The organism is Balneicella halophila, assembly GCF_003096835.1.
In the GTDB taxonomy this organism is placed as follows: domain Bacteria; phylum Bacteroidota; class Bacteroidia; order Bacteroidales; family Balneicellaceae; genus Balneicella; species Balneicella halophila.
In genome coordinates this window covers 399,354-420,712 of sequence record NZ_QENZ01000003.1, presented here as the reverse complement: position 1 = coordinate 420,712, position 21,359 = coordinate 399,354, and the positions used below count along the sequence as shown (strand labels likewise).

The 21,359-nt window shown below is 36.4% G+C and carries 17 protein-coding genes and 1 tRNA gene; 8 read left to right on the top strand and 10 right to left on the bottom strand.

The features are described from left to right. The first annotated feature begins 35 nt into the window (after nt 1–35). The 3 genes from C7377_RS01950 to C7377_RS01940 all read left to right on the top strand — a co-directional run bounded on the left by C7377_RS01950 (nt 36) and on the right by C7377_RS01940 (nt 2,950). Nucleotides 36–1,271 carry an ABC transporter permease gene (locus tag C7377_RS01950; protein WP_116495656.1) on the top strand — a complete coding sequence of 412 codons (1,236 nt, stop codon included), beginning with the start codon at nt 36–38 and terminating at the stop codon, nt 1,269–1,271. 79 nt (nt 1,272–1,350) lie between these two features. Next, nucleotides 1,351–2,805 (top strand): glyceraldehyde-3-phosphate dehydrogenase, encoded by a 1,455-nt coding sequence (locus C7377_RS01945; protein ID WP_116495655.1) that lies wholly within the window; start codon nt 1,351–1,353, stop codon nt 2,803–2,805. Between the two features lie 71 nt (nt 2,806–2,876). Continuing rightward, nucleotides 2,877–2,950: transfer RNA gene (locus C7377_RS01940), tRNA-Cys, on the top strand. A 75-nt stretch (nt 2,951–3,025) separates the two neighbouring features. On the opposite strand, the gene C7377_RS01935 is transcribed toward C7377_RS01940, so the two are convergent. The 4 genes from C7377_RS01935 to C7377_RS01920 all read right to left on the bottom strand — a co-directional run bounded on the left by C7377_RS01935 (nt 3,026) and on the right by C7377_RS01920 (nt 10,034). Continuing rightward, a complete protein-coding gene (locus C7377_RS01935; RefSeq protein WP_116495654.1) occupies nt 3,026–3,961 on the bottom strand; it encodes a YeiH family protein in 936 nt (311 codons plus the stop codon). A 112-nt stretch (nt 3,962–4,073) separates the two neighbouring features. Continuing rightward, the gene (locus C7377_RS01930; protein WP_243408286.1) at nt 4,074–7,058 is read right to left on the bottom strand and encodes a PEP/pyruvate-binding domain-containing protein; all 2,985 of its coding nucleotides are present in this window, start codon (nt 7,056–7,058) and stop codon (nt 4,074–4,076) included. Nucleotides 7,059–7,122: 64 nt separating this feature from the next. After that, on the bottom strand, nt 7,123–8,394 hold the full coding sequence (locus C7377_RS01925) for a peptidase U32 family protein (protein WP_116495652.1): 1,272 nt from the start codon (nt 8,392–8,394) through the stop codon (nt 7,123–7,125). Nucleotides 8,395–8,399: 5 nt separating this feature from the next. Then, on the bottom strand, nt 8,400–10,034 hold the full coding sequence (locus C7377_RS01920) for a S41 family peptidase (RefSeq protein ID WP_116495651.1): 1,635 nt from the start codon (nt 10,032–10,034) through the stop codon (nt 8,400–8,402). Between the two features lie 283 nt (nt 10,035–10,317). Here C7377_RS01920 and C7377_RS01915 point away from each other — a divergent pair, with 283 nt between their 5' ends. From C7377_RS01915 to C7377_RS01905, 3 genes are all read left to right on the top strand, one after another. Continuing rightward, entirely contained in the window at nt 10,318–11,313 is a 996-nt protein-coding gene (locus C7377_RS01915) for a dihydroorotate dehydrogenase-like protein (RefSeq protein WP_207778384.1), read from the top strand. Between the two features lie 20 nt (nt 11,314–11,333). Further along, entirely contained in the window at nt 11,334–12,125 is a 792-nt protein-coding gene (locus tag C7377_RS01910; protein WP_165806829.1) for a ferredoxin--NADP reductase, read from the top strand. A 76-nt stretch (nt 12,126–12,201) separates the two neighbouring features. Next, nucleotides 12,202–12,774: a pyridoxamine 5'-phosphate oxidase family protein gene (locus C7377_RS01905; RefSeq protein ID WP_207778383.1), complete on the top strand. Its 573-nt coding sequence runs from the start codon at nt 12,202–12,204 to the stop codon at nt 12,772–12,774. Between the two features lies 1 nt (nt 12,775). Here the strand turns inward: C7377_RS01905 and C7377_RS01900 are convergent, their stop codons facing one another. The 5 genes from C7377_RS01900 to C7377_RS01880 form a co-directional block, all read right to left on the bottom strand. Next, nucleotides 12,776–13,996, bottom strand: coding sequence for an FtsX-like permease family protein (locus C7377_RS01900; protein ID WP_116495649.1), 1,221 nt, complete (start codon nt 13,994–13,996; stop codon nt 12,776–12,778). A gap of 13 nt (nt 13,997–14,009) precedes the next feature. Then, a complete protein-coding gene (gene rbfA, locus C7377_RS01895; protein ID WP_116495648.1) occupies nt 14,010–14,348 on the bottom strand; it encodes a 30S ribosome-binding factor RbfA in 339 nt (112 codons plus the stop codon). A gap of 92 nt (nt 14,349–14,440) precedes the next feature. Then, on the bottom strand, nt 14,441–15,280 hold the full coding sequence (locus C7377_RS01890) for a DUF4349 domain-containing protein (protein WP_116495647.1): 840 nt from the start codon (nt 15,278–15,280) through the stop codon (nt 14,441–14,443). A gap of 18 nt (nt 15,281–15,298) precedes the next feature. Beyond that, nucleotides 15,299–15,724: a DUF2141 domain-containing protein gene (locus tag C7377_RS01885; RefSeq protein ID WP_116495646.1), complete on the bottom strand. Its 426-nt coding sequence runs from the start codon at nt 15,722–15,724 to the stop codon at nt 15,299–15,301. Between the two features lie 20 nt (nt 15,725–15,744). Beyond that, nucleotides 15,745–16,755 carry an NAD-dependent epimerase/dehydratase family protein gene (locus C7377_RS01880; RefSeq protein WP_116495645.1) on the bottom strand — a complete coding sequence of 337 codons (1,011 nt, stop codon included), beginning with the start codon at nt 16,753–16,755 and terminating at the stop codon, nt 15,745–15,747. Nucleotides 16,756–16,894: 139 nt separating this feature from the next. On the opposite strand from C7377_RS01880, the gene rfaE2 reads away from it, so the two are divergent. After that, nucleotides 16,895–17,395 carry a D-glycero-beta-D-manno-heptose 1-phosphate adenylyltransferase gene (gene rfaE2, locus C7377_RS01875; RefSeq protein ID WP_116495644.1) on the top strand — a complete coding sequence of 167 codons (501 nt, stop codon included), beginning with the start codon at nt 16,895–16,897 and terminating at the stop codon, nt 17,393–17,395. Nucleotides 17,396–17,398: 3 nt separating this feature from the next. After that, nucleotides 17,399–18,757 carry a DNA repair protein RadA gene (radA, locus tag C7377_RS01870; protein WP_116495643.1) on the top strand — a complete coding sequence of 453 codons (1,359 nt, stop codon included), beginning with the start codon at nt 17,399–17,401 and terminating at the stop codon, nt 18,755–18,757. A gap of 59 nt (nt 18,758–18,816) precedes the next feature. On the opposite strand, the gene C7377_RS01865 is transcribed toward radA, so the two are convergent. After that, the gene (locus C7377_RS01865) at nt 18,817–21,297 is read right to left on the bottom strand and encodes an outer membrane beta-barrel family protein (protein ID WP_116495642.1); all 2,481 of its coding nucleotides are present in this window, start codon (nt 21,295–21,297) and stop codon (nt 18,817–18,819) included. Nucleotides 21,298–21,359 lie beyond the last annotated feature (62 nt).

Below are 21,359 nucleotides of genomic sequence, written 5' to 3'. Positions count from 1 at the left end.
TAAATATCGTATCTTTATCCTAAATTTTACATTTTATGAGTTTTCCACATTTTATTGCTAAGCGATTATCGGTATCCTCTTCAAAGCATAAGAAACTTCCTATTGTGGATATTGCAACGGGCGGAATTATTTTAGGAACTTGCATTATGCTCTTATCAATTTTTATCGTCTTAGGTTATCGGCAAGCCATTTATACAAAAATTTTAGGGTTTAATCGCCATATTGATATCGTAAATTTTGATAATAATTCCAGTTATCAAACGACACCGGTGAAAGCAACCGATGTAAAATCAATCACCAAAAATATAAAAGCTATAATGAAACAGGAACCCTATGCCATCATTGGCGGTGTAGCAAGTACTGACGAGGAAACTGAAGCCATCGTATTAAAAGGTGTTAATGAAAACTACGACTGGACTTTTATGAGAGAACATATCGTTGAAGGTGTTACTCCTAATTTTATTTCCGAAAAAAAATCTAATGAAATTCTTATTTCACAAACACTTGCCAACAGATTAAAGTTATCAGTTGGCGACAAACTTTATACACACTACTTGCAACAGCCACCACGCTCCAGAGCTTTTAAAATTGCAGGTGTCTATAATACCGGAGTTGCTGATTTCGATAAGCTTTTTATTTTGGGAGATATTAAGCATGTGCAAAAACTCAATAAATGGGATGAAAATCAATATTCGGGAGTGAGCCTTACGCTCAAAGATTTTGACCAACAGCAAGAAATTACCAATAAATTACAGCAAAAAGCTACTATAGCTTTGAGTAAAAATGAGAGCCATCTAAAAGCTGTGAGTGCCAAAAGACGTTTTGCTCATATTTTTGATTGGTTAGATATAATGAATATGAATGTGAAAATTGTATTGTTTTTGATTGTCATAGTTTCAGCTTTTAATATGATATCGGCTTTATTGGTAATTATTTTAGAAAAAACAAGACATATAGGAGTTTTAAAAGCTCTCGGTACAGATAATAACATGCTTCGGAAGATTTTTCTTTATAAAGCCGCCTATATTATTGGGAAAGGATTGTTTTGGGGAAATATTATCGGTATCAGCTTAGCTGTTTTACAACAAAAATTCGGTTTTATCAGATTAAATCCTGAGACCTATTATTTGACTTCTGTACCGATTAAAATAGACCTCTTTGCATGGTTATTCCTTAACATAGGTGTTTTGGTAGTAACAACCTGCATTATGATTTTTCCAACTATACTTATCACTCGTATAGCACCCGCAAAGGTTATTCGTTTTGAATAATTAAAATTTAACGAGTAAAATTACTATTCTCATCGAAATGAAGCTATATTTGTATAGTTTTCAAAAAACCTCAAATATCATGATGGATAAAGACCTGTTACAAAATGAGATTCAGTCACAGCGCAAGAAAAACCAAGCAGCTGTTGAGTTTATTAAAATTGTGAATGATTTATGGTACGAGGACTCTACGGAGCTCATCCTTTTTCGCAACCAATTAATAGATAAGAGTGTTGCAGAAATCCACGGACTTATTGATTATTCCACAAAATTCATTGGTAAACCAATTACTATCCAAGATGTGTTGGATATGGCAAAGACCATTAAAGAATTAAACCTACCTTCTGCAAGATTGGATGTGGGAAAACTCACTTACGAATATCTTGAGCAACAAGAAAAAGGAGGTGAAAAAATGGCTGATTTTGTGAAAAAAGAGCTAAGAGGAATTCATGATACCCCAAAGCCCACTCCCAGAGATGTCGTATTGTACGGTTTTGGACGTATCGGTCGCTTAGCTGCCCGAATTTTAGCAAGTAAAGTTGACAATCAAAATCAACTGCGCCTGCGTGCTATTGTGATACGAGGAGAATTAACTCCCGAAAATATTCATAAAAGAGCCTCATTATTAAGAAATGACTCCGTTCATGGTGATTTCAGAGGAACTGTTGTCGCTGTACCAGAACAAAGAGCATTGATTATCAATGGTATGACAGTATATTTGATTAATGCTAACAGTCCTGATGAAGTGGACTATACTGAGTATGGAATTAATGATGCCATAGTAATTGATAATACTGGAGTATGGAGAGATACTACGGGACTTTCACAACATCTAAAATCGAAAGGTGTAGCTAAAGTCATATTAACTGCTCCAGGAAAAGACAGCATTCCTAATATCGTATATGGAGTAAACCACTTAGACTTCTCTCCTGATGATACAGATATCTTTTCAGCAGCTTCCTGTACCACCAATGCCATCATCCCTATTCTTAGAGTCATAGAAGACGCCTATGGGGTTGAAAAAGGACATATAGAAACCATACATGCCTATACGAATGATCAAAATTTAGTGGATAATTATCATAAGAAATATCGTAGAGGTAGAGGAGCTGCAACGAATATGGTAATTACAGAAACTGGAGCGGGCAAAGCCGTTGCAAAAGCAATACCTGAGTTAGCAGGAAAATTTACTTCAAATGCCATTCGTGTACCAGTCCCCAATGGGTCTTTAGTAATCTTAAATATCAAGCTTAAGAAAAAGACTGATCTAGAACATTTGAAAGATACAGTAAAACAAGCTGCACTAAATGGTAAACTCGTAGAGCAAATAAAATATGCCGTGAGCAATGAACTAGTATCGTCAGATATTGTTGGGGTTTCTGCAGCTTCTATCTTCGATAGCAATGCAAGCATCGTTACCGAAGATGGTGAGGATGCAATACTGTATGTATGGTATGATAATGAATATGGTTATACACAACAAGTTATCCGCTTAGCAAAATATATAGGTAAGGTGCGTCGCTTTCACCATTATTAACAGGAAATAGCTTAAGATTTTAGAATTTTAAAATAAATGATGTATATTTGCAACCGCAAAGCTCAAGAGATGGTCTCGTGGCCGAGCGGTTAGGCAGAGGTCTGCAAAACCTTGTACAGCGGTTCGAATCCGCTCGAGACCTCCAAATTAAAAGTCCCGAAAGGATTAATTTCCTTTCGGGACTTTTGGTTCTACCAGATTCTTAAACTCTGGTTCAATATCACATCGTAAGGAGTTGAAAAGAGCTAACTCCAATGAATATCCATAGCAAAATACCGTAAATAAAGCTTTTTAAGCCTGCTTCTTGAGCTTCTTTGACGGAAATATTAGATCCAATAAGAAATAGTGCTATAACCATTCCTTTCTTTCCCATCCAGCTAAGTCCTGAATACAAAGTCTCACCAGCAGGGAATAAATAGGCTATAATAATGCTCACTACAAAAAAGAGAATAAACCAAGGTATCTTAACCTTTCCTTGAGATTTATCGGTTTGCACAAAAGCAATTAAAAGAGATAAGGGAATAATCCACAACGCACGAATTAGTTTTACGGTAGTAGCAACTTGTAGAGCCTCCGGTCCGTATGTAGCGCCAGCACCTACGACAGAACTCGTATCATGAATGGCAATGGCAGCCCATTGTCCAAAAATCTCTTGGCTTAAATTGAAATAGTGACCGATTAGTGGGAATAACACAAGGGCCAATGCATTTAGAATAAAAATAACAATCAAAGAAAAAGAAATTTGGTAGTTTTTGGGATTAACTATTGATGCAACAGCCGCTATAGCACTACCTCCACATATAGCAGTTCCTGCAGAGATAAGCGTACCTATCTTACCTTCAATGCGCATTAACCTGGCTAAAAAATAGCCAACAATCATTACACTGATTACTGAAATTGCCGTATCAATAAAGCCTGTTTTTGATACACTGACTACTTGAGTAAGGCTCATCCCAAAACCCATCAAAACAATGGAAGCTTTCAATGCAAATGATGTGTAATTGGTTATTTTCTTATGCTTAAGTCCAACTAAAGATAAGCCAATACCTATAAATAAAGCAATGGCGGGAGAAATAAATGGGAACATACAGAAGACCATTAATGCTCCATAAATAAAGCCCAACTGTTTTTGATTTACTGCCAATCTGTGTTTCATTATCGTACCAATTAAATTTGGTGACAAAAATAAGACTCCAGCATAACCAAACCAAATACGAAATAATTATAAACCATAACATAAAGTTATGGTAAAATCTTTAAGTAACACTTTAATCAGGATAAGTTACCAGCATTTTTTGTGATCTGCCGTCCATCAATACACGCAATGGTTTATCAAAGTGAATATGTCTAAAATAAGTTATTGTTTCCTCAGCCTGCATATTATCTAAAGTGTCATAATCGAAATCGCCTTCGTCGGAATTGGGTTGCATAGAATAGTAACCAACATTCATTGAGATAACATTATGAAAAAAATGTGAACCTAAAGATGCATCTAGTGGAAAGTTTTCGAGACCTTGCTCTACGATAACTTTGGCATTGGAAATAGAAGCCCAGCTTACAGGAATCCCCGTGGTTTTGTCACGGGTACCCCAACGTCCTGGACCGACAAGGATGTAATTTCTATCCAACTTTTTCATCTTATCATTGAGCTGGCTAATTTCTTGAGCCATATCCTCAGTTTTTAACTTATCAAATTTAGCTAAATCCACATAAATAACGTCTTTTATGTCTTCGATCTCACCATTACCCATACCATTAGAAGCATGCATCATAATATTATCCCTACTGACGCTATCTAAATCTATCTCAAGAATATCATTCTGTCTCAATAGCGGTTTTATCTGTAGCAAGTAAATAGTAGGTCTATCTTTTGTATCCAAATCAATAGAAAACTCTATCTCGATAGGTGTTCCCATAGCCTGTTTAAAGATATGCAACAACAGTTCAAGCGATTTAGCTACAGGAAGAGCATTATATTTCAAGATATTAGCAAAATCGATAACTCTAGGACCATATTTAGCTGTAATACCAGGCTCTAATCTATCATTTTGTGCGTCATAAGTCGAGGCGATTAATCTCAAATTTCCATCTTCCTCAGCTTCTTTGATCGTATATTTACCAATACAGGCATTTTCTCCATCTCTTTCTAGATTAAAAGAAGTTCTGTTCATATCTATTGCATAAAAATACTTTTGAGAGTCTCTTATCTGATCCTTCAGAGATTTATTATCAAGCTTAGGATATTTAGGACAAAAACGATGAGCAGGCTCACCCCCCACTACAGCCATACCAAGACCTACTGCCATCACAGCAAAACCATCGTCAGGTTTCATATAGGAAAATGGATAGTAATTGTAAGATTGAGCAACACCGCTGATAGTTGGATAAAATTTTCCATTATAGTTATTACCAACTACCTCCTGAATAACAACAGCCATTTGCTCTTCTTCAATTTTGTAATCAACCGCTTTAAAGTAAGAGCGAGCAGTATCAGTAAATATAGACGCATAGACCAACTTAATGGCTTCTTCCAGTTTCTCCAAACGTTCTTCTATCATCATCTGGTTATTGGAAAGCAGATAAGTGCGATAGACTCCTGCAAAAGGTTGTTTAAGGGAATCCTCAAACAAACCGCTAGAACGAACAGCAATGGGAACTTTTGTAGTTTCCAAGAAATGATAAAGCTTGCTACTCAGTTTTTCTGGAAGGGGTGCTGCTAAAAATAATTCCTCAATTTCTTCATAGCTCTGTTCTAAATACACCTTAGCTTCAAAATCATTAATTTCTAGAAAGTTCCTAAATTCTTCGATCCCAATAACTGCAGTTCTAGGGATTCTTACTTTCATCTCAGGAATTAGATTGCTGAAATTGACATTGGAAATAAAATTTGATATAAAAGCTAAACCTCTCCCTTTGCCACCCAAAGAGCCTTTACCCAAGCGGAGAATATAATGATTGGAAGGTATCAAGTTTTTTCTAAAGGGAATAATACGTCCATTCAGCTGCTTCAATCGTGATCTTTCGAAAACCGCCATGATATATTGTCTCATTTCAGCTACCGTCTTATAATCCTCCACGTTATGTTTACGCAATAGTTTCGCGGCATAGACTTCACCCCTTACCATCAACCACGTGGATAGCGCATTTTTCTGAGCATGATATATCAATGATTCATCAGGTATCGTTCTCAGCATCTCTTCAAACTCCTCAATAGAATGAGCTTCAGCTATCTTAGTACCACTTGGGTTTCTAAAAATAAAATTTCCAAAACCCAAATTATCAATTAAAAAGTTGGTAACATCTGTCGCTAATGTGTCAGAATTTTTATTGATAAAATGTGCATTTAGTTTACTGGCTTTTAGTGCATTAGCAACTTCTGTTGACTGCATCATTACAGGTACATCAACTTGTTGCTCCCTTAGATATTCTATCAACTTCACGCCAGCCTGGTCGTCCTCTACTCCATTGTGAGGGAAACGAACATCTGAAATAAGACAAAGTAAATTTTCATCGTATTTATCAATGACTTCTTGAGCAGCTTCATAATTGCTTACGAGTATAATCTTTGGTCGTGCTCGTACTTTGATGATTTTTTGGGTTTCACTAATATTATCATCCTCATCATCGATAATATTTTGTGTTTGTTTCATAATCATCGTGTAAAGCATCGGTAAGTATCTAGAGTAATACCTAACAGAATCTTCAACAAGAAGGATAACTCTCACGTCACCCAGCTTTACATCTGCTTCGATATTCATTTTATCTTCAATATACTTTATCATTGCCATGAAAATACGTGTAGATCCATTCCACACGAATACCTGATCAATATTATTTTTGACAATATCTGATGCTTGAGAGAAGTATGCTAAATCGCTATTATTATTAACCAGAAGAACAAGTGGAATCTCAGGCTTGAATTTACGAATTTTTTGGCTTAGTGATAGTGGTTGCTCTTTATCCATCCCTGTCATTATGATAATCATATCAAAATGGCGTTCTTTTAAGAGTTCCATTGCCTCTTCATTTGTCGTTGCATTTACAAAACGAGGTGCTGAATATAGATTTAACTGGAGGTATTCACCGTTAATTTTATCAGAAAATTGTCCTTCACGTACAATAGAATAGGCATCGTAATAGGTGGCGACCAATAAGATATCTTTTACTTTATAAGGCATTAACTCATGAAAGATATCACGGTCGCTCTTTGTTCTTTTATAGAGCTTAGAAAGTTCGATTCGGTTCATAGACATTGTTTTATCAGTACAACAAAGTTAAAAATATCTATGAAACCATTATCAAATTCAAAAAAGAAAACTATTGTAAGAAATCTGGTGTCGCTTTTACTAGTTTATACAGTTTATCTGAACGTCTGACGACGATATCTAAAGGCATTGAAAAGGACTCTCCTTTTACTGCGGTTTGTACAGGTTTCAAATCAACCCGAATTTCCTTAACAGTAGTTTGTACTGCCCCCGTGGTAGGACCAGTGATAAGAATCTCATCACCTACCGACAAATCATGACTTTCTACCAAAAACTCCGCGACTTTCAATTTTGAGAAATAATTCGTGCCTTTTCCAATATATACTTTACGCTTCTTCGCTTGTGAACCATAGGCTGTAGCCCATTCTCCTGCACGTCTTCCAAGATAATAACCATCCCAAAAGCCACGATTGAATACATTCTCTAATTTTACTTTCTGAGCTAAAGCAAACTCTTCATTGTAGGTTCCGTCTATAACAGCGTGTACTGCTTTATCATAAGCCTCAACAACTGTTTTTACATACTCAGCAGGTCTCGCTCTACCTTCAATCTTAAGCACCCTGACACCTGATTTCAACAACAAATCTAAGAAGTCGATCGTGCATAAGTCTTTTGGTGACATGATATATTCATTATCTACTTCAAGTTGATTGCCTGATTCCTTTTCAGTAACGGTGTAGGCTTTACGGCACGATTGTAAGCAAGCCCCCCGATTGGCTGAAGAATTTTGCTCGTGTAAACTGATATAGCATTTCCCGGAAACTGCCATACATAGAGCACCGTGGCAAAACATTTCAATCTTAATCAAATCTCCCTTGGGTCCGCGGATGTCTTCCTCTTGAATTTGTCGATAAATCTTTGCGACTTGTCGCATCGTTAACTCTCTGGCTAAAACAATAACATCAGCATATTGCGCATAGAACTTTACAGCACCGATATTGCTGATATTGCATTGTGTAGATATATGTACTTCTACATCATTCTGCCGAGCATATAGAATAGGACTAATGTCTGATGCAATAATAGCAGTAATTCCTGCCTCTTTAGCTACATCTATTAATTTATGAATTTTATTCAAGTCATTATCATATAATATCGTATTGACGGTAAGATAACTTTTCACATTATTCTCATTGCAAATACCAACTATTTTTCGGACATCATCCAAGTCGAAATTATTGGCAGAGCGGGCACGCATATTTAAATTGGAAGCTCCAAAATAAATAGAATTAGCGCCAGCATTTACAGCAGCCATCAGAGACTCGTAAGAGCCTACCGGCGCCATTATTTCTATATCTTCTCGTGTAAAGTTTACATCGCTCATCTTTGCTATCTTAATTGTGTCGTTAGTTCTTTGTATTCCTTATCAAAAGCCTTAAGACCAGCCTTCAATATTTCATCATTTTGATGATAAATAGGGTAAAATCCCTCGTTATCTATCATGTTTCGTACAATGAGTGCTTTGACAGAATTGGCTAAAATTTTCTTTGACACTTCGTAACCTTTAGCATCCTTTGCAACTCCCTTTTTTACAGCATAATCTACAAATTGTTCCATATAGTTTTGGTTTTCAATGTATTCTGCCATCGCTTTGTAGTTTGCTAAGGCTGCTAATTCTGCCCGATGATGATCTGTGAAATAGTAAGCAAAATCACGAACAACAGCTTTTCGTTGCAACTCTTCAAAATAAGTACTGTAAGCCGTAGTGTCTAAAGGAACGAAAACATCAGGCATAATTCCTCCACCTCCGTAAACAGTACGTCCGTTGTCTGTCTCATATTTTAGCGAGTCCACAAATTGGATACTGTCAGCAATAGCAAATTCACCATGCTCCCAGCGGTCATTTAAATCTTGGTCATAAGCATCTCTATCGCCCATTTTGAAAGGCTTTTGAATATTTCTACCAGAGGGTGTGAAATATTCCGCCACAGTTAATCGAAGTGCAGAACCATCTCCATACTCTACTTGTTCCTGTACTAAGCCTTTTCCAAAAGAACGACGCCCAACCACAATTCCTCTATCGTGGTCTTGAATAGCTCCTGCAAAAATCTCACTTGCAGAGGCTGAATAAGAATCTATCAATATCACTAAAGGAACATCCTTAAAATTGCCTTTCCCATTGGCTCTTCGATCTAGTCGGGAGGTGTTATATCCTTTCGTATAAACAATTAAATCATTTTTATCCAAAAACTCATTCACCATACCTACGCATACATCTAGTAAACCGCCTGCATTGCCTCTTAAATCAATAATAAACCGATCAGCATGTTGGTCTTTAAGTTCAGACAAAGCAGCTAAAAATTCATTATAAGTTTGCCCTCCAAATTGATTAATTTTAATATATCCTGTTTGTTCATCGAGCATATAAGCAACATCAATAGTAGAAACATTCACATCGCCTCGGGTAACCTGTACTACTTTTAATTCATCGCTAGTGGGTTTCTTGATTCCTAGATCTACCAATGTACCTGCTTTTCCTTTGAGCAGTTTCATAATACTGTCGGTGCTCACATCTTGTCGGCCTGCAATAGTATCACCATCTACAGTGACAATACGGTCACCTGCCATAATCCCTACTCGCTCAGAAGGTCCTCCAGGGATAGGTCGTACAACCATCACGGTATCTTCATATTCAATAAACTGTACTCCAATACCACTAAAATGTCCTTGCATATCCTCACGAACCTGTTGCATATACTCTGCAGAAATATAGGCTGTATGCGGATCCAAGCCTTTGAGCATATCATTGATTACAGCCTCCTCGATAGAGTCAATAGCTAAAGGCTTATAATAGGAATTATCTAAACGCTGAAGAATTGCATTTAATTTACCTGAGACCTCATCTTTTTGAGGAAAAACCATGTAGTTTTTTCTTGGAGATGCTGTAAAATAATGTAATGCATATCCTCCCAATATAGCTATGGCAATTATTAAAGGAAGCCATATCTTCGTCTTTGTATTCATCTTCTTTATTTTTATATATCCCTAGGCAGATATAGCCTAAATAGGCTACAAAGATACTAAAGAATTAGAGTACAATAAAAAAAGACTAAGTAGTTCATTATATAAATTATTAAAAATCATTCTAAATTACAAATTTATACAACTCTCAAAATACACGCAAACATTCTACTAATCAAAGCATTAGGAACAAGCAAATAGTTTTAGAAGTTGCGAAAATTCTTATGATAATTGTGATAATTAGTACATTTGCTATCTACTAAAATATACTGCTAAGTTTAACGTTATGAGTATGATACGATTAGAAACTACCTTTGCAGGTTTACAGCTAAAAACGCCAATAATTGTTGGAAGTTCCGGACTTACAGACTCAGTGAGCAAAATCAAGCAACTTGCAGCCAATGGGGCGGGAGCCGTAGTATTAAAATCTCTCTTCGAAGAGCAGATCCTAGAGGATATTCGTGAGACTCATTCACAGAACTCTATGGATGCACCCGAGCTGGATGAGTATGTGAGAAACTATACGAAACAGAACTCCATAGCTAAGTATCTAAAGCTAATAAAAGATGCTAAAGCTGCGGTAGATATTCCTGTGATAGCAAGTATTAACTGTATTGATGCTAACGAGTGGACGAATTTTGCAAATCAAATTGAAGATGCTGGTGCTGATGCTCTTGAGTTGAACATTGCGCTACTCGCCTCAGATATGCAACGCACAAGCGAGGAGATTGAACAGAATTATTTTAAAATCATTGATGCTGTTAGCAAAACTGTTGAATTGCCACTAATTATTAAATTAGGGCAATATTCAGCTTCACTGGCAAATCTTATACAGCGCATTGCTTGGACAGAAAAGGTGGCTGGTCTTGTTTTATTCAATCGATTTTATAGTCCTGATTTTGATATTGAAACCGGGAAACCGCTATCTACGAATGTTTTAAGCACACCTGATGAGTTTGGCACATCTTTGCGATGGGTGACTATAATGGCTCCACAAGTTGAAGTTCCAATTGTTGCCTCTACAGGAATACATGATAGCGCTGCTGTCATCAAACAACTCTGGGTGGGTGCACAGGCTGTCCAAATGGTTTCAGCATTGTATAAAAAAGGTCCTGATTACTTAACAGAAGTTTTAGATGGTCTGAAAGATTGGATGAAACGCCATAATTTTGAATCAGTAGATCAGTTTAGAGGCAAATTGCATTACACAAAATCATATGACGCTACGGTTTTTGAGCGTCTTCAGTTCTTGAAATATTTTAGCGACAACAAAAACATATAAAATTTTATAACATGAATGAAATGAATGGAATAATAACACAGGTACAACAGATTTCTCCTATTATGAAAATCTTTAAAATAAAGCCTGTGGGTTGGGAACTTCCAGAATTTAAACCAGGTCAGTTTTGTGCATTAGGCTTACCTGCATCTAGTCCACGATGTGCAGATTCTACTGAAGACTATGAAGAATTTGCTCCAGACAAAATGTTAAAAAGAGCATATTCTATTGCTTCAGCTACATCTGCTGATGAGTTAGAGTTTTATATCACTTTAGTACACTCTGGTGCATTAACACCACGTTTGTTTAATCTAAATGTAGGAGACTCTATCCAAGTAGGAAAGCGTTTTGTAGGTATGTTTACTTTAGATTCTATCTCTCCTGACCAAAATATTATATTGATAGCGACAGGTACAGGTGTAGCTCCTTATATGAGTATGCTTCGTACTGATGCGCTTACTCGTAAAGGAAAAATCACTGTAATCCATGGTGCGGCAAACTCCTGGGACTTGGGCTACTCATCCGAGTTGCGTTTATTGGAAAGTGTTACCGGAAAGCTTACTTATATTCCAACGATTACGGAGCCAGACAAGGAACCTGTCGAATGGAAAGGCGAAACAAAATTCATTCAAGACTTATGGACAGATCGGACTATTGAAAAGAAAATGGGATATAAGCCAACGCCTGAAAATACGCACGTTTTCATCTGCGGTAATCCTAAAATGATAGAAACCATGCAAGGTATCTTAGAGGGTGAAGGATTTGTAAAACATAAGCCGAAAACTCCTGGTCAAATCCATATTGAATCTTTCTAATAAATTTCAATTTTAAATATAGCTCCCCTTGCTTATCAGAGTAAGGGGATTTTTGTACTTACAACCAACACTATAAATGAGTATTAAAATGCAACTAAAGAAACTATTTCGATACAGTATAATCTCAATTGTTTTTCTAATGGCTTGTACCAATCAAACTAAGGATACTCTAAATGAAAATATTGACAAGAGGTCTCCAGAAAATGATTCACTTATCTATGAAGTTGCTAGAGACATCATGCGTAAAGCACCTAATTGTGCATTGATAACTGTAGATGGATATAATCAACCAAGAGTAAGGGAAATGGATGCTTTTGAACCTGAAAAAGATTTTACGGTATGGTTTGGGACAAATCCTAACAGCAGAAAAGTGAGCCAAATAAGGAATAACGCTAATGTAACATTGTATTATGTGGCTAAGAATAATGAGGGATATGTATCGCTACAAGGTGTTGCAGAACTTATTAACGACGAGGATTTGAAACAGAAATATTGGAAAGAAGAATGGACAGACTTTTATCCAAACCAAAAAGAGGACTATTTATTGATAAAAGTAACTCCCAAGAAAATGGAAGTCGTAAGTTATCCACATAAACTATTAGGTGAAACGACTACTTGGGAACCTCCATCGGTATTATTCGAAAAATAATTTAATGCATATTCTCAATCCTAAGCTCTTTGGGAATACTGCGTACGGTAAACATTGCAATAAGAAAACCGATAACGAGCACTACGAGAGCAATCAATCCGATATCCTTCCATTGAACCGAAATTGGGAATGGGATAGATCCATAACTGCCTTGCATACGCACCAAACCGTATTGCCATTGTAGCCAACTGACACCTAGCCCTATCAAAAGTCCAATGAATGCACCAAATAGACTAATCATCAGCGATTCTAAGACAAATATTCGCTTTATGAGTGTTCTTGTAGCTCCCATGCTCTTAAGAACTGCGATATCCTCTTTTTTGTCGATGATGATCATGGAAAGCGACCCCACAATATTAAATGCCGCGATTAAAAGGATAATAGCCAAAGTCGCAAAGACGAAAAACTTCTCCATCTTTAGCATTTTGAATAAAGTATCATCTAATTGATAGCGCCCTTTTACGACAAATGCATCTCCCAATAAACGTTGTAAACGATCACGTACTTTTGTGTGGGACTCATTGGCTGAGGTTTTAATCTCTAACATGGAAACACTTTCCCCCATGGAAAACAGCTCCTTCGCAAAATCATAACTTACAATCACGTACTCTGAACTGAATTTTGCAATCCCCTCATAGATACCCGCCGGGCGAATGAGCTCCTTTTTGAATGATTGAGAAAGTTGTGTGGTAGAACGTCTTCCCCTTTTCGTTGCATAAATGCCAATAGGCTCTAAAGAAAATAAGTTAGCTTGTAACTGTGCTGCGATAGGATAACCCAAAACAATAAATTCTTGTTCGTCGTGTTGGGTATAAAAACTTCCTGCAACCATCAGTGTATCAAAATTGTAAATAGCAGTACCTTCATCAGGCAAACCGATAAATGTAGCAATAGCCGTGCGCTCTTCTAATTGCAAAACACCCCGTTCTGTAATTATGGGGACTACCAATTCAACCCCTTCGGTATATTTAATTTTTTGGAGTAATTCCTGCGAAGGTATAAATCTTTTTCCCTCTTTCGGAGTTATTCGTACGTCTGGACTTACAGGATTGTAAGCATCTAAAATCTGCTCTTCAAAGCCATTAAAAACTGATAAGACAATAACGAGCGCCGCAGTACTCAGCAATACTCCAATCACCGATAATAAGGATAAAATATTGATAACATTCGTCTTCTTCTCGGAAAACAAATAACGCTTGGCGATTTGTAAAGGAAGTTTCAATTCAAGAGTCTAATTATTCTTTTAAAAGCGAATCGATATTTTCTAAATAATCTAAGGTATCATCTAAGTAGAAAGCCAAATCAGGAACAATACGCAACTGCTTACCGACTATTTTTCCTAAATTGTAGCGTATAGTCTTCGTATTTTCCTGAATTTTCTTCAAATCTTCTTCGGAAGTCTGTGAAGGGAAAATACTCAAATAAGCTTTTGCTAAACCTAAATCAGGTGATACATTCACCTTAGAAACCGTAATCATTCGTCCTGGGGCATAAACATATCCATCCTTACGAAATAATTCACTAAGCTCTCTTTGCAATAATCTTGATATTTTTTCTTGTCTATTTGATTCCATTAGTATCTGCTTTCTAAATCCAAAAGTACAAAACATTTCACTGACTTTAAGCATTTAAGTTAGGAAGAAAATTCTTCCTAAAAGCTAAATGATTAATAATTTTGAACTCTTTTACGTCTTCTACGTCTATTATGCCTAATAAGAAAATAAAGAAACACGATTAAAACAATCCAAAAAGGCCATAATACAATAATGGCTAAAAGGAACTCAACAAAAACATACCACCCTTTACTTATAGAGTTAAAAAGACGCTTTACAAAGCTATCTCTTTTCGGTGTGTACTGATAATTTTTATCTTGTGTTATGTGGATATTTAAAGTACTGTAATTCACTTGGCTTGACAAATACTTCAACTGTCCTTTTGTGCTTTCAAGCTCCTCTTCAATGGTTCTAATATGATTTTCAATCTCTAAAATATCTTTAATTGAATTTGCCCTATTCAGCAGTTCTTTATACCGTTCAAGATAGCGTTCCTTATTTGCCAGGCGCATCTCTAAATCAACAAACTTAGCGGTTACATCTTGTGTATTGATTTGTTTACGAACTACTGTGGCTTCAATTTTATCAAGGCTACGAAGAAAATTATCAAAAGTTGCGGAAGGAATACGCACCGTATAGTTGAGTGAAGATTGATAATCTGTATCTTTAAAATCCTCATTAGAAGAATAACCATCAAACTTTTTGACTAAACTGTCTAAATGTGATTTTGTATTATCAAGAGCATCTGTTTCCAGATAAAGATCTCCGTTCTTAATTAGCTTCTGGTTGCTAGGTTGCACCTCAGCATCTACACTACTTTCAGGATATGATTGATCAGCTTCAGCAACACTTGTTTCATAGACTTCTTTATCCTCAACAGATATGAATTCTGATTTTGGGTTACTGCACATGGCTAAGCAACTCACTAAAAATGATAAGATAATGGGCTTCATAGATTCGATTTTAAGCTGTTAATTTAACATTTTTATTTCAACAACAGTGTCACCAACAACTTTTACTTTTATCTGATCAAATGAAGGGGCGGCTAACTTTGGCTTAAAATTCGTTGAAAAACCATAACCCTCTTTAGGAATTCCCATCCAGTTTTTGTTACATTTACCATCCATGTTTTCATCATGATATATAGCAATGGCATAATCACCGTCAGGTAGATTTTCAAAAACATGTGATGCTTTGCTACCATTAATATTGATGAGTTCTTTACTTATAGAACCACCATCTTCAAGAAAGCCTTTTTCTTTATTAAATAAAGAGACAAAAACTTTTCCCTCGGTTGACTCTATATTGGTTATTTTTAGCGTAATTTTATGATTTTGTGTTTGCACAGTAAAGCCCAGTGCACAAAAAATAAAAAATGTTATTAATTTAATTTTCATTGTATCTATTTCCTAATTAATTATTTAAAAAAGCGAACCATTAAGGCTGCATCTTGTTTCTTATAAGCCTCATAAGGCTCTGATTTCTTTAAAAGCACTCTTTTTACTATTCCTTTAAATAAACTGGCAAAAAAACGCTTTATCGGAGAAATTCCAGCCCTAACTTTTGCAAAATAAGTGTCGAGTGTTTCTTTTCTAAAGTGTACAATATTCTCTAATTTATCACCGTCGGCATAATAACCGCAATGAAAATTTTTCTCAGCAAAGGAATGGTCAGGAAAAACATCAACACTTCCTAAGCCATATGCATCAAAAGAACGTTGTAAAAAGTCTTTATAAAGTATTCTATTTTGCTTTCCGCCTCCTAAGTTAAACGTTTTATGCAACAACTCCTCCTGATGTTCTATTCCATTCACAAACGCTCTTGCTGTATCTTCGGGAGTGCAAACCTCCATGGGAGTATTTAGTGGCATATGAAACATTAAGGCAGAAATTTTATGATTACCATAGCCCATAATTGCTGCTAAACGGAAAATCGTCCAATTTAAATTGCTCTCTCTTATCAATTTCTCTGTAGCAATTTTAGTGACAGCATACTCGTCGTGTGGAGAGGGGAGTAATGGATCTTCGATTGTAATATAAGGAGTTTCAATCCTATCGCCATACACTGAAATTGATGATGAATAGAGGAAGAAAGCATCTTTATCCATTGTTTCTAAAATATTCTTTGTTCCATGAACATTGACTGCCTGAGCCAATTCTGGTTTTTCATCAGCCAATGGAGGTATAATCGCCGCTAAGTGAATAATCTTCTTTCTCCCCTTAGTGGCTTTAGCAACATCCGCTTTGTTTCTGATATCACCATAAATAATTTCAATCTTATCAGAGTAAGGTGCAAAACGTTTTTCAGCCTTGGCAGAGTTTACATCAAACACCGTAATTGCATATTGATTTTTAGCAACTAATTGATCCAAAACCTGCGATCCAACTGTTCCTGATGCTCCAGTTATGAGTATTTTCTCTTTCTCCATTTTATCTTTTTTCAATTAAAAAAAACAAAAGTAATGCCACCTAACGTAAATGATTGAAAAACAACACTTTTTAACAAAGTGGTAGAAATCCTTTAGATATTCGTATTTTTGTAGCTATACAACGATTAAGTCCCAATTTATGAAAACTCCTTTAACTAAACTTCAAGCTAAGATATTTGACTCGTCAGAATCAGCAAAATCAATTGTAAAAGGCTGGAAATCTAATGACAAAAAAATTGTATTTACTAACGGATGTTTTGATATCTTGCATCAAGGGCATGTTGTATATCTTGCAAAAGCCGCCAGTCTAGGCGATAAACTAATCGTAGGCCTCAATACCGATGCCTCTGTGAAGCGACTAAAAGGAGAGAATAGACCTCTAAACGGGGAAAGGGAACGAGCTATTATCTTAGCAGCTCTCGGTTTTGTGGATTTAGTCGTATTTTTTGAAGATGATACACCCTATGAACTAATAAAAGAATTAAAGCCAAACATTTTAACCAAAGGTGCTGATTATAATCCGAAGAATATTGTCGGGTATGATATTGTGATGGAGAACGGGGGCAGTGTTGAAACAATAGCATTAGAAGAAGGATTTTCAACCACAAATATTATTGAGAAAATTCGTAAAACGCTCTAAAAGATGGCTAAAAAGAAAACCGTATTTTTCTGTACGAATTGTGGCAACGAATCACCAAAGTGGGAGGGAAGATGTCCTGCCTGTGGCGAATGGAACAGCTTCAAAGAACACACAGTAGCTCCTACAAAAACAAAAGGCAGAATAGAGAATAACCAAATACAAAATAAAGCCGTACCGCTTTCACAAACCCCAAGTGAAACCACCGAACGGATTGACATGAAGTCACAAGAACTCAACAGAGTCCTTGGTGGTGGACTGGTCATTGGTTCCTTAGTTTTACTGGGAGGAGAGCCGGGTATTGGAAAATCAACTTTAGCCTTGCAAGTAGCATTGCAGTTGGAGGAGTTAAAAATCTTATATGTATCAGGTGAGGAAAGTTTACAGCAATTAGCATTAAGAGCTAATCGTCTGAAACATAAAAATGATAATTGCTTGGTTCTAGCTGAAACTTGCATTGAAAACATTATACCCCAAGTCTCTGACACCAATGCAGAACTAGTCGTAATAGACTCTATACAAACGCTCTTTAGTGAGACCATAGATGCGGTACAGGGAAGTGTAACACAGGTACGAACCTGTGCTTCTATGCTAATGCAATTGGCTAAAGCTAAAAATATTCCCATTTTAATTATTGGTCATGTTACGAAAGATGGCTATATCGCTGGACCAAAAACCTTAGAACATATGGTAGATACGGTTCTGCAATTTGAAGGAGACAGACATAATGAGTTTAGAATACTTCGTGCCACAAAAAACCGGTTTGGTTCTACATCAGAATTGGGAATCTATGAAATGAGGCAAGAAGGCTTACGAGAAATCCTCAATCCCTCAGAAATTCTGCTTTCACAGTCACAAGAAGAACTAAGTGGCAGTAGCGTAACAGCATCTATGGAAGGGGACAGAGCTCTTTTAGTTGAGATACAAGCTTTGGTAAGCAGTGCCGCTTATGGTACGCCTCAACGTACTTCTACAGGCTTTGACACTCGCCGGTTAAATATGCTCTTAGCTGTTTTAGAAAAACGCATGCAATTCAAAACGCTTACAAAGGATGTATTTATAAATATTGCTGGTGGTCTTAAAGTATATGACCCAGCTATTGACCTATCTGTAATCATTTCTATCTTATCGTCAAGTGTAGATATACCGGTCTCCAAATCCTATTGTTTTTGTGGTGAGGTGGGACTTTCAGGTGAAATACGCCCGGTTAGTAAAATAGAACAACGGATAAAGGAAGCTGAGAAATTGGGCTTTACAAAGATTTTTATACCACAAGGAAACAAGAAAAACATAAAAACCTCTACAAAAATAGAGATAATTGGTGTAGGGAAAATTCAACAACTAGCAAAGCTGGTGTTTGATTAAGATAAAAGAGGCTGACAAAAACTTGCCAGCCTCACACTAATTAATCAAGAATTCACGACCTAAAAAAATCCTTGTTCTTCTCCACCATCTTCATCATTCATCATTCTTCTATTTTTCATGCTCTGCCTCTTAGATTGATTAAATCTATAGGTGAAAGACAGATTAAAAGTACGTCCTCTCCATTGAAATTCTGACTCGTTAAAATAGGTAGGAGTTGTAGTTTCCATAGTGTGGTTGTGTGTCCCAAAAATATCACTTACATTAAATGTTACAGAAGCTTTGTCATCAAAGAAATCTTTGCTAAGTGCCATATTTGTAAACAACATACCATCATACTTGTTCTGTGAATTCTCTCTAGGACCGATGTAGGTAAGACGAGTTTGCCAATCAATTTTCCCTGGGAGCGTAAGCTTATTCGATATTCGGGCAAACCAGCTGAAGTTGTCGGCATCATAGGAAGTACCATTATAACTACCTTCTATTTTAGAATGAAAAAGGTTAATATTACCATTCATCCTCCATTTTCTAGAAGGGTTATAACTCAATGTTGCTTCAAACCCTAGACGGTCTTGAGTTGCTAAATTAATAGGGCTACGGCGAACTACAGGAACCTCTTTCCCATTTACAACAACTGTATTACCGGTATCAAAACTTACCATATTGAAAACATCCGTGGCATGTGTGTAGTATAAAGATGAGCTTAAATTCAACTTTCCGAATCTATTTAGGTAGCCCACATCAAACGTATTAGAATAACTAGGGTCAATATCGGGATTTCCTTGGAATATACTGGTCAAACTTGCTCGTGAAGGGAAAGGATTAATCATTCTTGAGCGTGGTCTTCTAATTCTGCGAGCATAGCCTAATGTAACGCTCTGCTTATCTGACATTTTGTAGCTAAGATTCATAGTAGGGAAGAGGTCATTATAATCTTTCTCTCTAAAATCTGCACTCGTTTTTTGCTCAATATCCACAGAGGTATGCTCAAAACGCAAACCTAATAGATACGAGAACTTCTCTCCAATCATATTTCCATATTGAGTATATAGTGCATTTACCTGCTCTTTGTATCCTAAAATATTTGAAACATTTTGATCTAATACAAAATCGTTTACTGAAGCGTCCCAAAGCGCAACCTGATAATCAGTATTTCGATCATTAAAGTTTCCTCTATAACCAAACTCAAAATTTCCTGTATCACTAAATGGATATATATAATCGGCTTGTACTAAAAAGCGTTCTTGAGTTTCATCAGTCAATACGGTTTCATCATTAAAACCATCCATTACTATAACCCCATCTTCTAGCTCCTTATCATCTTCATAACTAGCATCTATAGTCAGTTTATGACCATCATCATTAAAATTCTTCGTAAAATTCAAAGCATATTCTACTACTTTATCGTCTCTTTCCTCATCCTCTACACGAAAACTTTCAGCAATCAAATTCTTGGATGTGTCAAACTGCTGTATATGATTCTCTCTCTTACTGTCTCCGTCTGAGTCTCTTAATAATGCAGACACCGTCAATGAAGTAGATTTATTTAAATACCATTCTACACCCAAATTGGTATTGTAGCTTCTTCTTTCTCTTTCATTATCGCTATGCTCATTCATGTAAGTATCAGGCAAATCAACAGTTTCTCCTGTAATTGGATCCTCTTTTATATTATAGTATTGAGATTTTGAGTCTGAGTAACCCTCATTTTCTCTGTATCGATATCCAGAAGTCGTAAAAAAGTTAAAGTCTCCAACTCTGTAGTTAAGATTAGCTGATATTCCTCCGCTTAATGGATAGCCTATACTTGTTGTAATAGCACCATTAAAACCTTGCATTTTACTCCTTCTTAAGATGATATTTAGGATTCCTGCTGTTCCCTCAGCATCATAACGAGCTGATGGTGAAGTGATGACCTCCACCTTTTCGATAGCTTCTGCAGGTAACTGACGCAACGCTTCTGTAGAATTTAAACCAACCAAGCCCGAAGGTTTACCATTAATGAGGATACGTACATTATCGTTACCACGCAGGGCTACATTCCCTTCCACATCAACAGATACTGATGGCACGTTATCTAAAACATCGCTAACGCTTCCCCCGCTTACCGTAAGGTCTTTACCTACGTTATAAATCTTTTTATCTAACTTCAACTCCACTGTAGTTTTTTCAGCTATAACCTCAACTTCGTCAAGCATTGTTGCATCTTCTGCAAGTCGCATCACGCCCAAGTCAACTGAGTTATTCAACCTCTGATCTTCTACCAATTGTGGTTTAAAACCTATAAACTCGACAGAAACGTCATATGTTCCTTTGGGAATATCTATAGAAAATCGCCCTTTTTCATTGGTAATACCTCCACCTGCTACTTGACCATCTTTATACAAGAAAGCTACGGTTGCATATTCTAAGGGCAATCCCGTACTTTTATGCAAAACTTGTCCTGAAATAGTGATATCCCTTTTAGCAGTAGGGTTAGCAATTAACAGCGAAACACTGCTGATTAAAAACATTAATAAAACAAATACTCTATTCTTCATCATTTTTTATTTTTTTCTTGGTGCAAATATATCATTTTAGTTGTGTAAACTTGATTGGAATATAT

Excerpts from the sequence above, each read along its gene's own strand:
- C7377_RS01950 (WP_116495656.1), top strand. The coding sequence starts at position 36 with ATGAGTTTTCCACATTTTATTGCTAAGCGATTATCGGTATCCTCTTCA.
- C7377_RS01945 (WP_116495655.1), top strand. The coding sequence starts at position 1,351 with ATGATGGATAAAGACCTGTTACAAAATGAGATTCAGTCACAGCGCAAG.
- C7377_RS01935 (WP_116495654.1), bottom strand. The coding sequence starts at position 3,961 with ATGAAACACAGATTGGCAGTAAATCAAAAACAGTTGGGCTTTATTTAT.
- C7377_RS01930 (WP_243408286.1), bottom strand. The coding sequence starts at position 7,058 with ATGTCTATGAACCGAATCGAACTTTCTAAGCTCTATAAAAGAACAAAG.
- C7377_RS01925 (WP_116495652.1), bottom strand. The coding sequence starts at position 8,394 with ATGAGCGATGTAAACTTTACACGAGAAGATATAGAAATAATGGCGCCG.
- C7377_RS01920 (WP_116495651.1), bottom strand. The coding sequence starts at position 10,034 with ATGAATACAAAGACGAAGATATGGCTTCCTTTAATAATTGCCATAGCT.
- C7377_RS01915 (WP_207778384.1), top strand. The coding sequence starts at position 10,318 with ATGAGTATGATACGATTAGAAACTACCTTTGCAGGTTTACAGCTAAAA.
- C7377_RS01910 (WP_165806829.1), top strand. The coding sequence starts at position 11,334 with ATGAATGGAATAATAACACAGGTACAACAGATTTCTCCTATTATGAAA.
- C7377_RS01905 (WP_207778383.1), top strand. The coding sequence starts at position 12,202 with ATGAGTATTAAAATGCAACTAAAGAAACTATTTCGATACAGTATAATC.
- rbfA (WP_116495648.1), bottom strand. The coding sequence starts at position 14,348 with ATGGAATCAAATAGACAAGAAAAAATATCAAGATTATTGCAAAGAGAG.
- C7377_RS01890 (WP_116495647.1), bottom strand. The coding sequence starts at position 15,280 with ATGAAGCCCATTATCTTATCATTTTTAGTGAGTTGCTTAGCCATGTGC.
- C7377_RS01885 (WP_116495646.1), bottom strand. The coding sequence starts at position 15,724 with ATGAAAATTAAATTAATAACATTTTTTATTTTTTGTGCACTGGGCTTT.
- C7377_RS01880 (WP_116495645.1), bottom strand. The coding sequence starts at position 16,755 with ATGGAGAAAGAGAAAATACTCATAACTGGAGCATCAGGAACAGTTGGA.
- rfaE2 (WP_116495644.1), top strand. The coding sequence starts at position 16,895 with ATGAAAACTCCTTTAACTAAACTTCAAGCTAAGATATTTGACTCGTCA.
- radA (WP_116495643.1), top strand. The coding sequence starts at position 17,399 with ATGGCTAAAAAGAAAACCGTATTTTTCTGTACGAATTGTGGCAACGAA.
- C7377_RS01865 (WP_116495642.1), bottom strand. The coding sequence starts at position 21,297 with ATGATGAAGAATAGAGTATTTGTTTTATTAATGTTTTTAATCAGCAGT.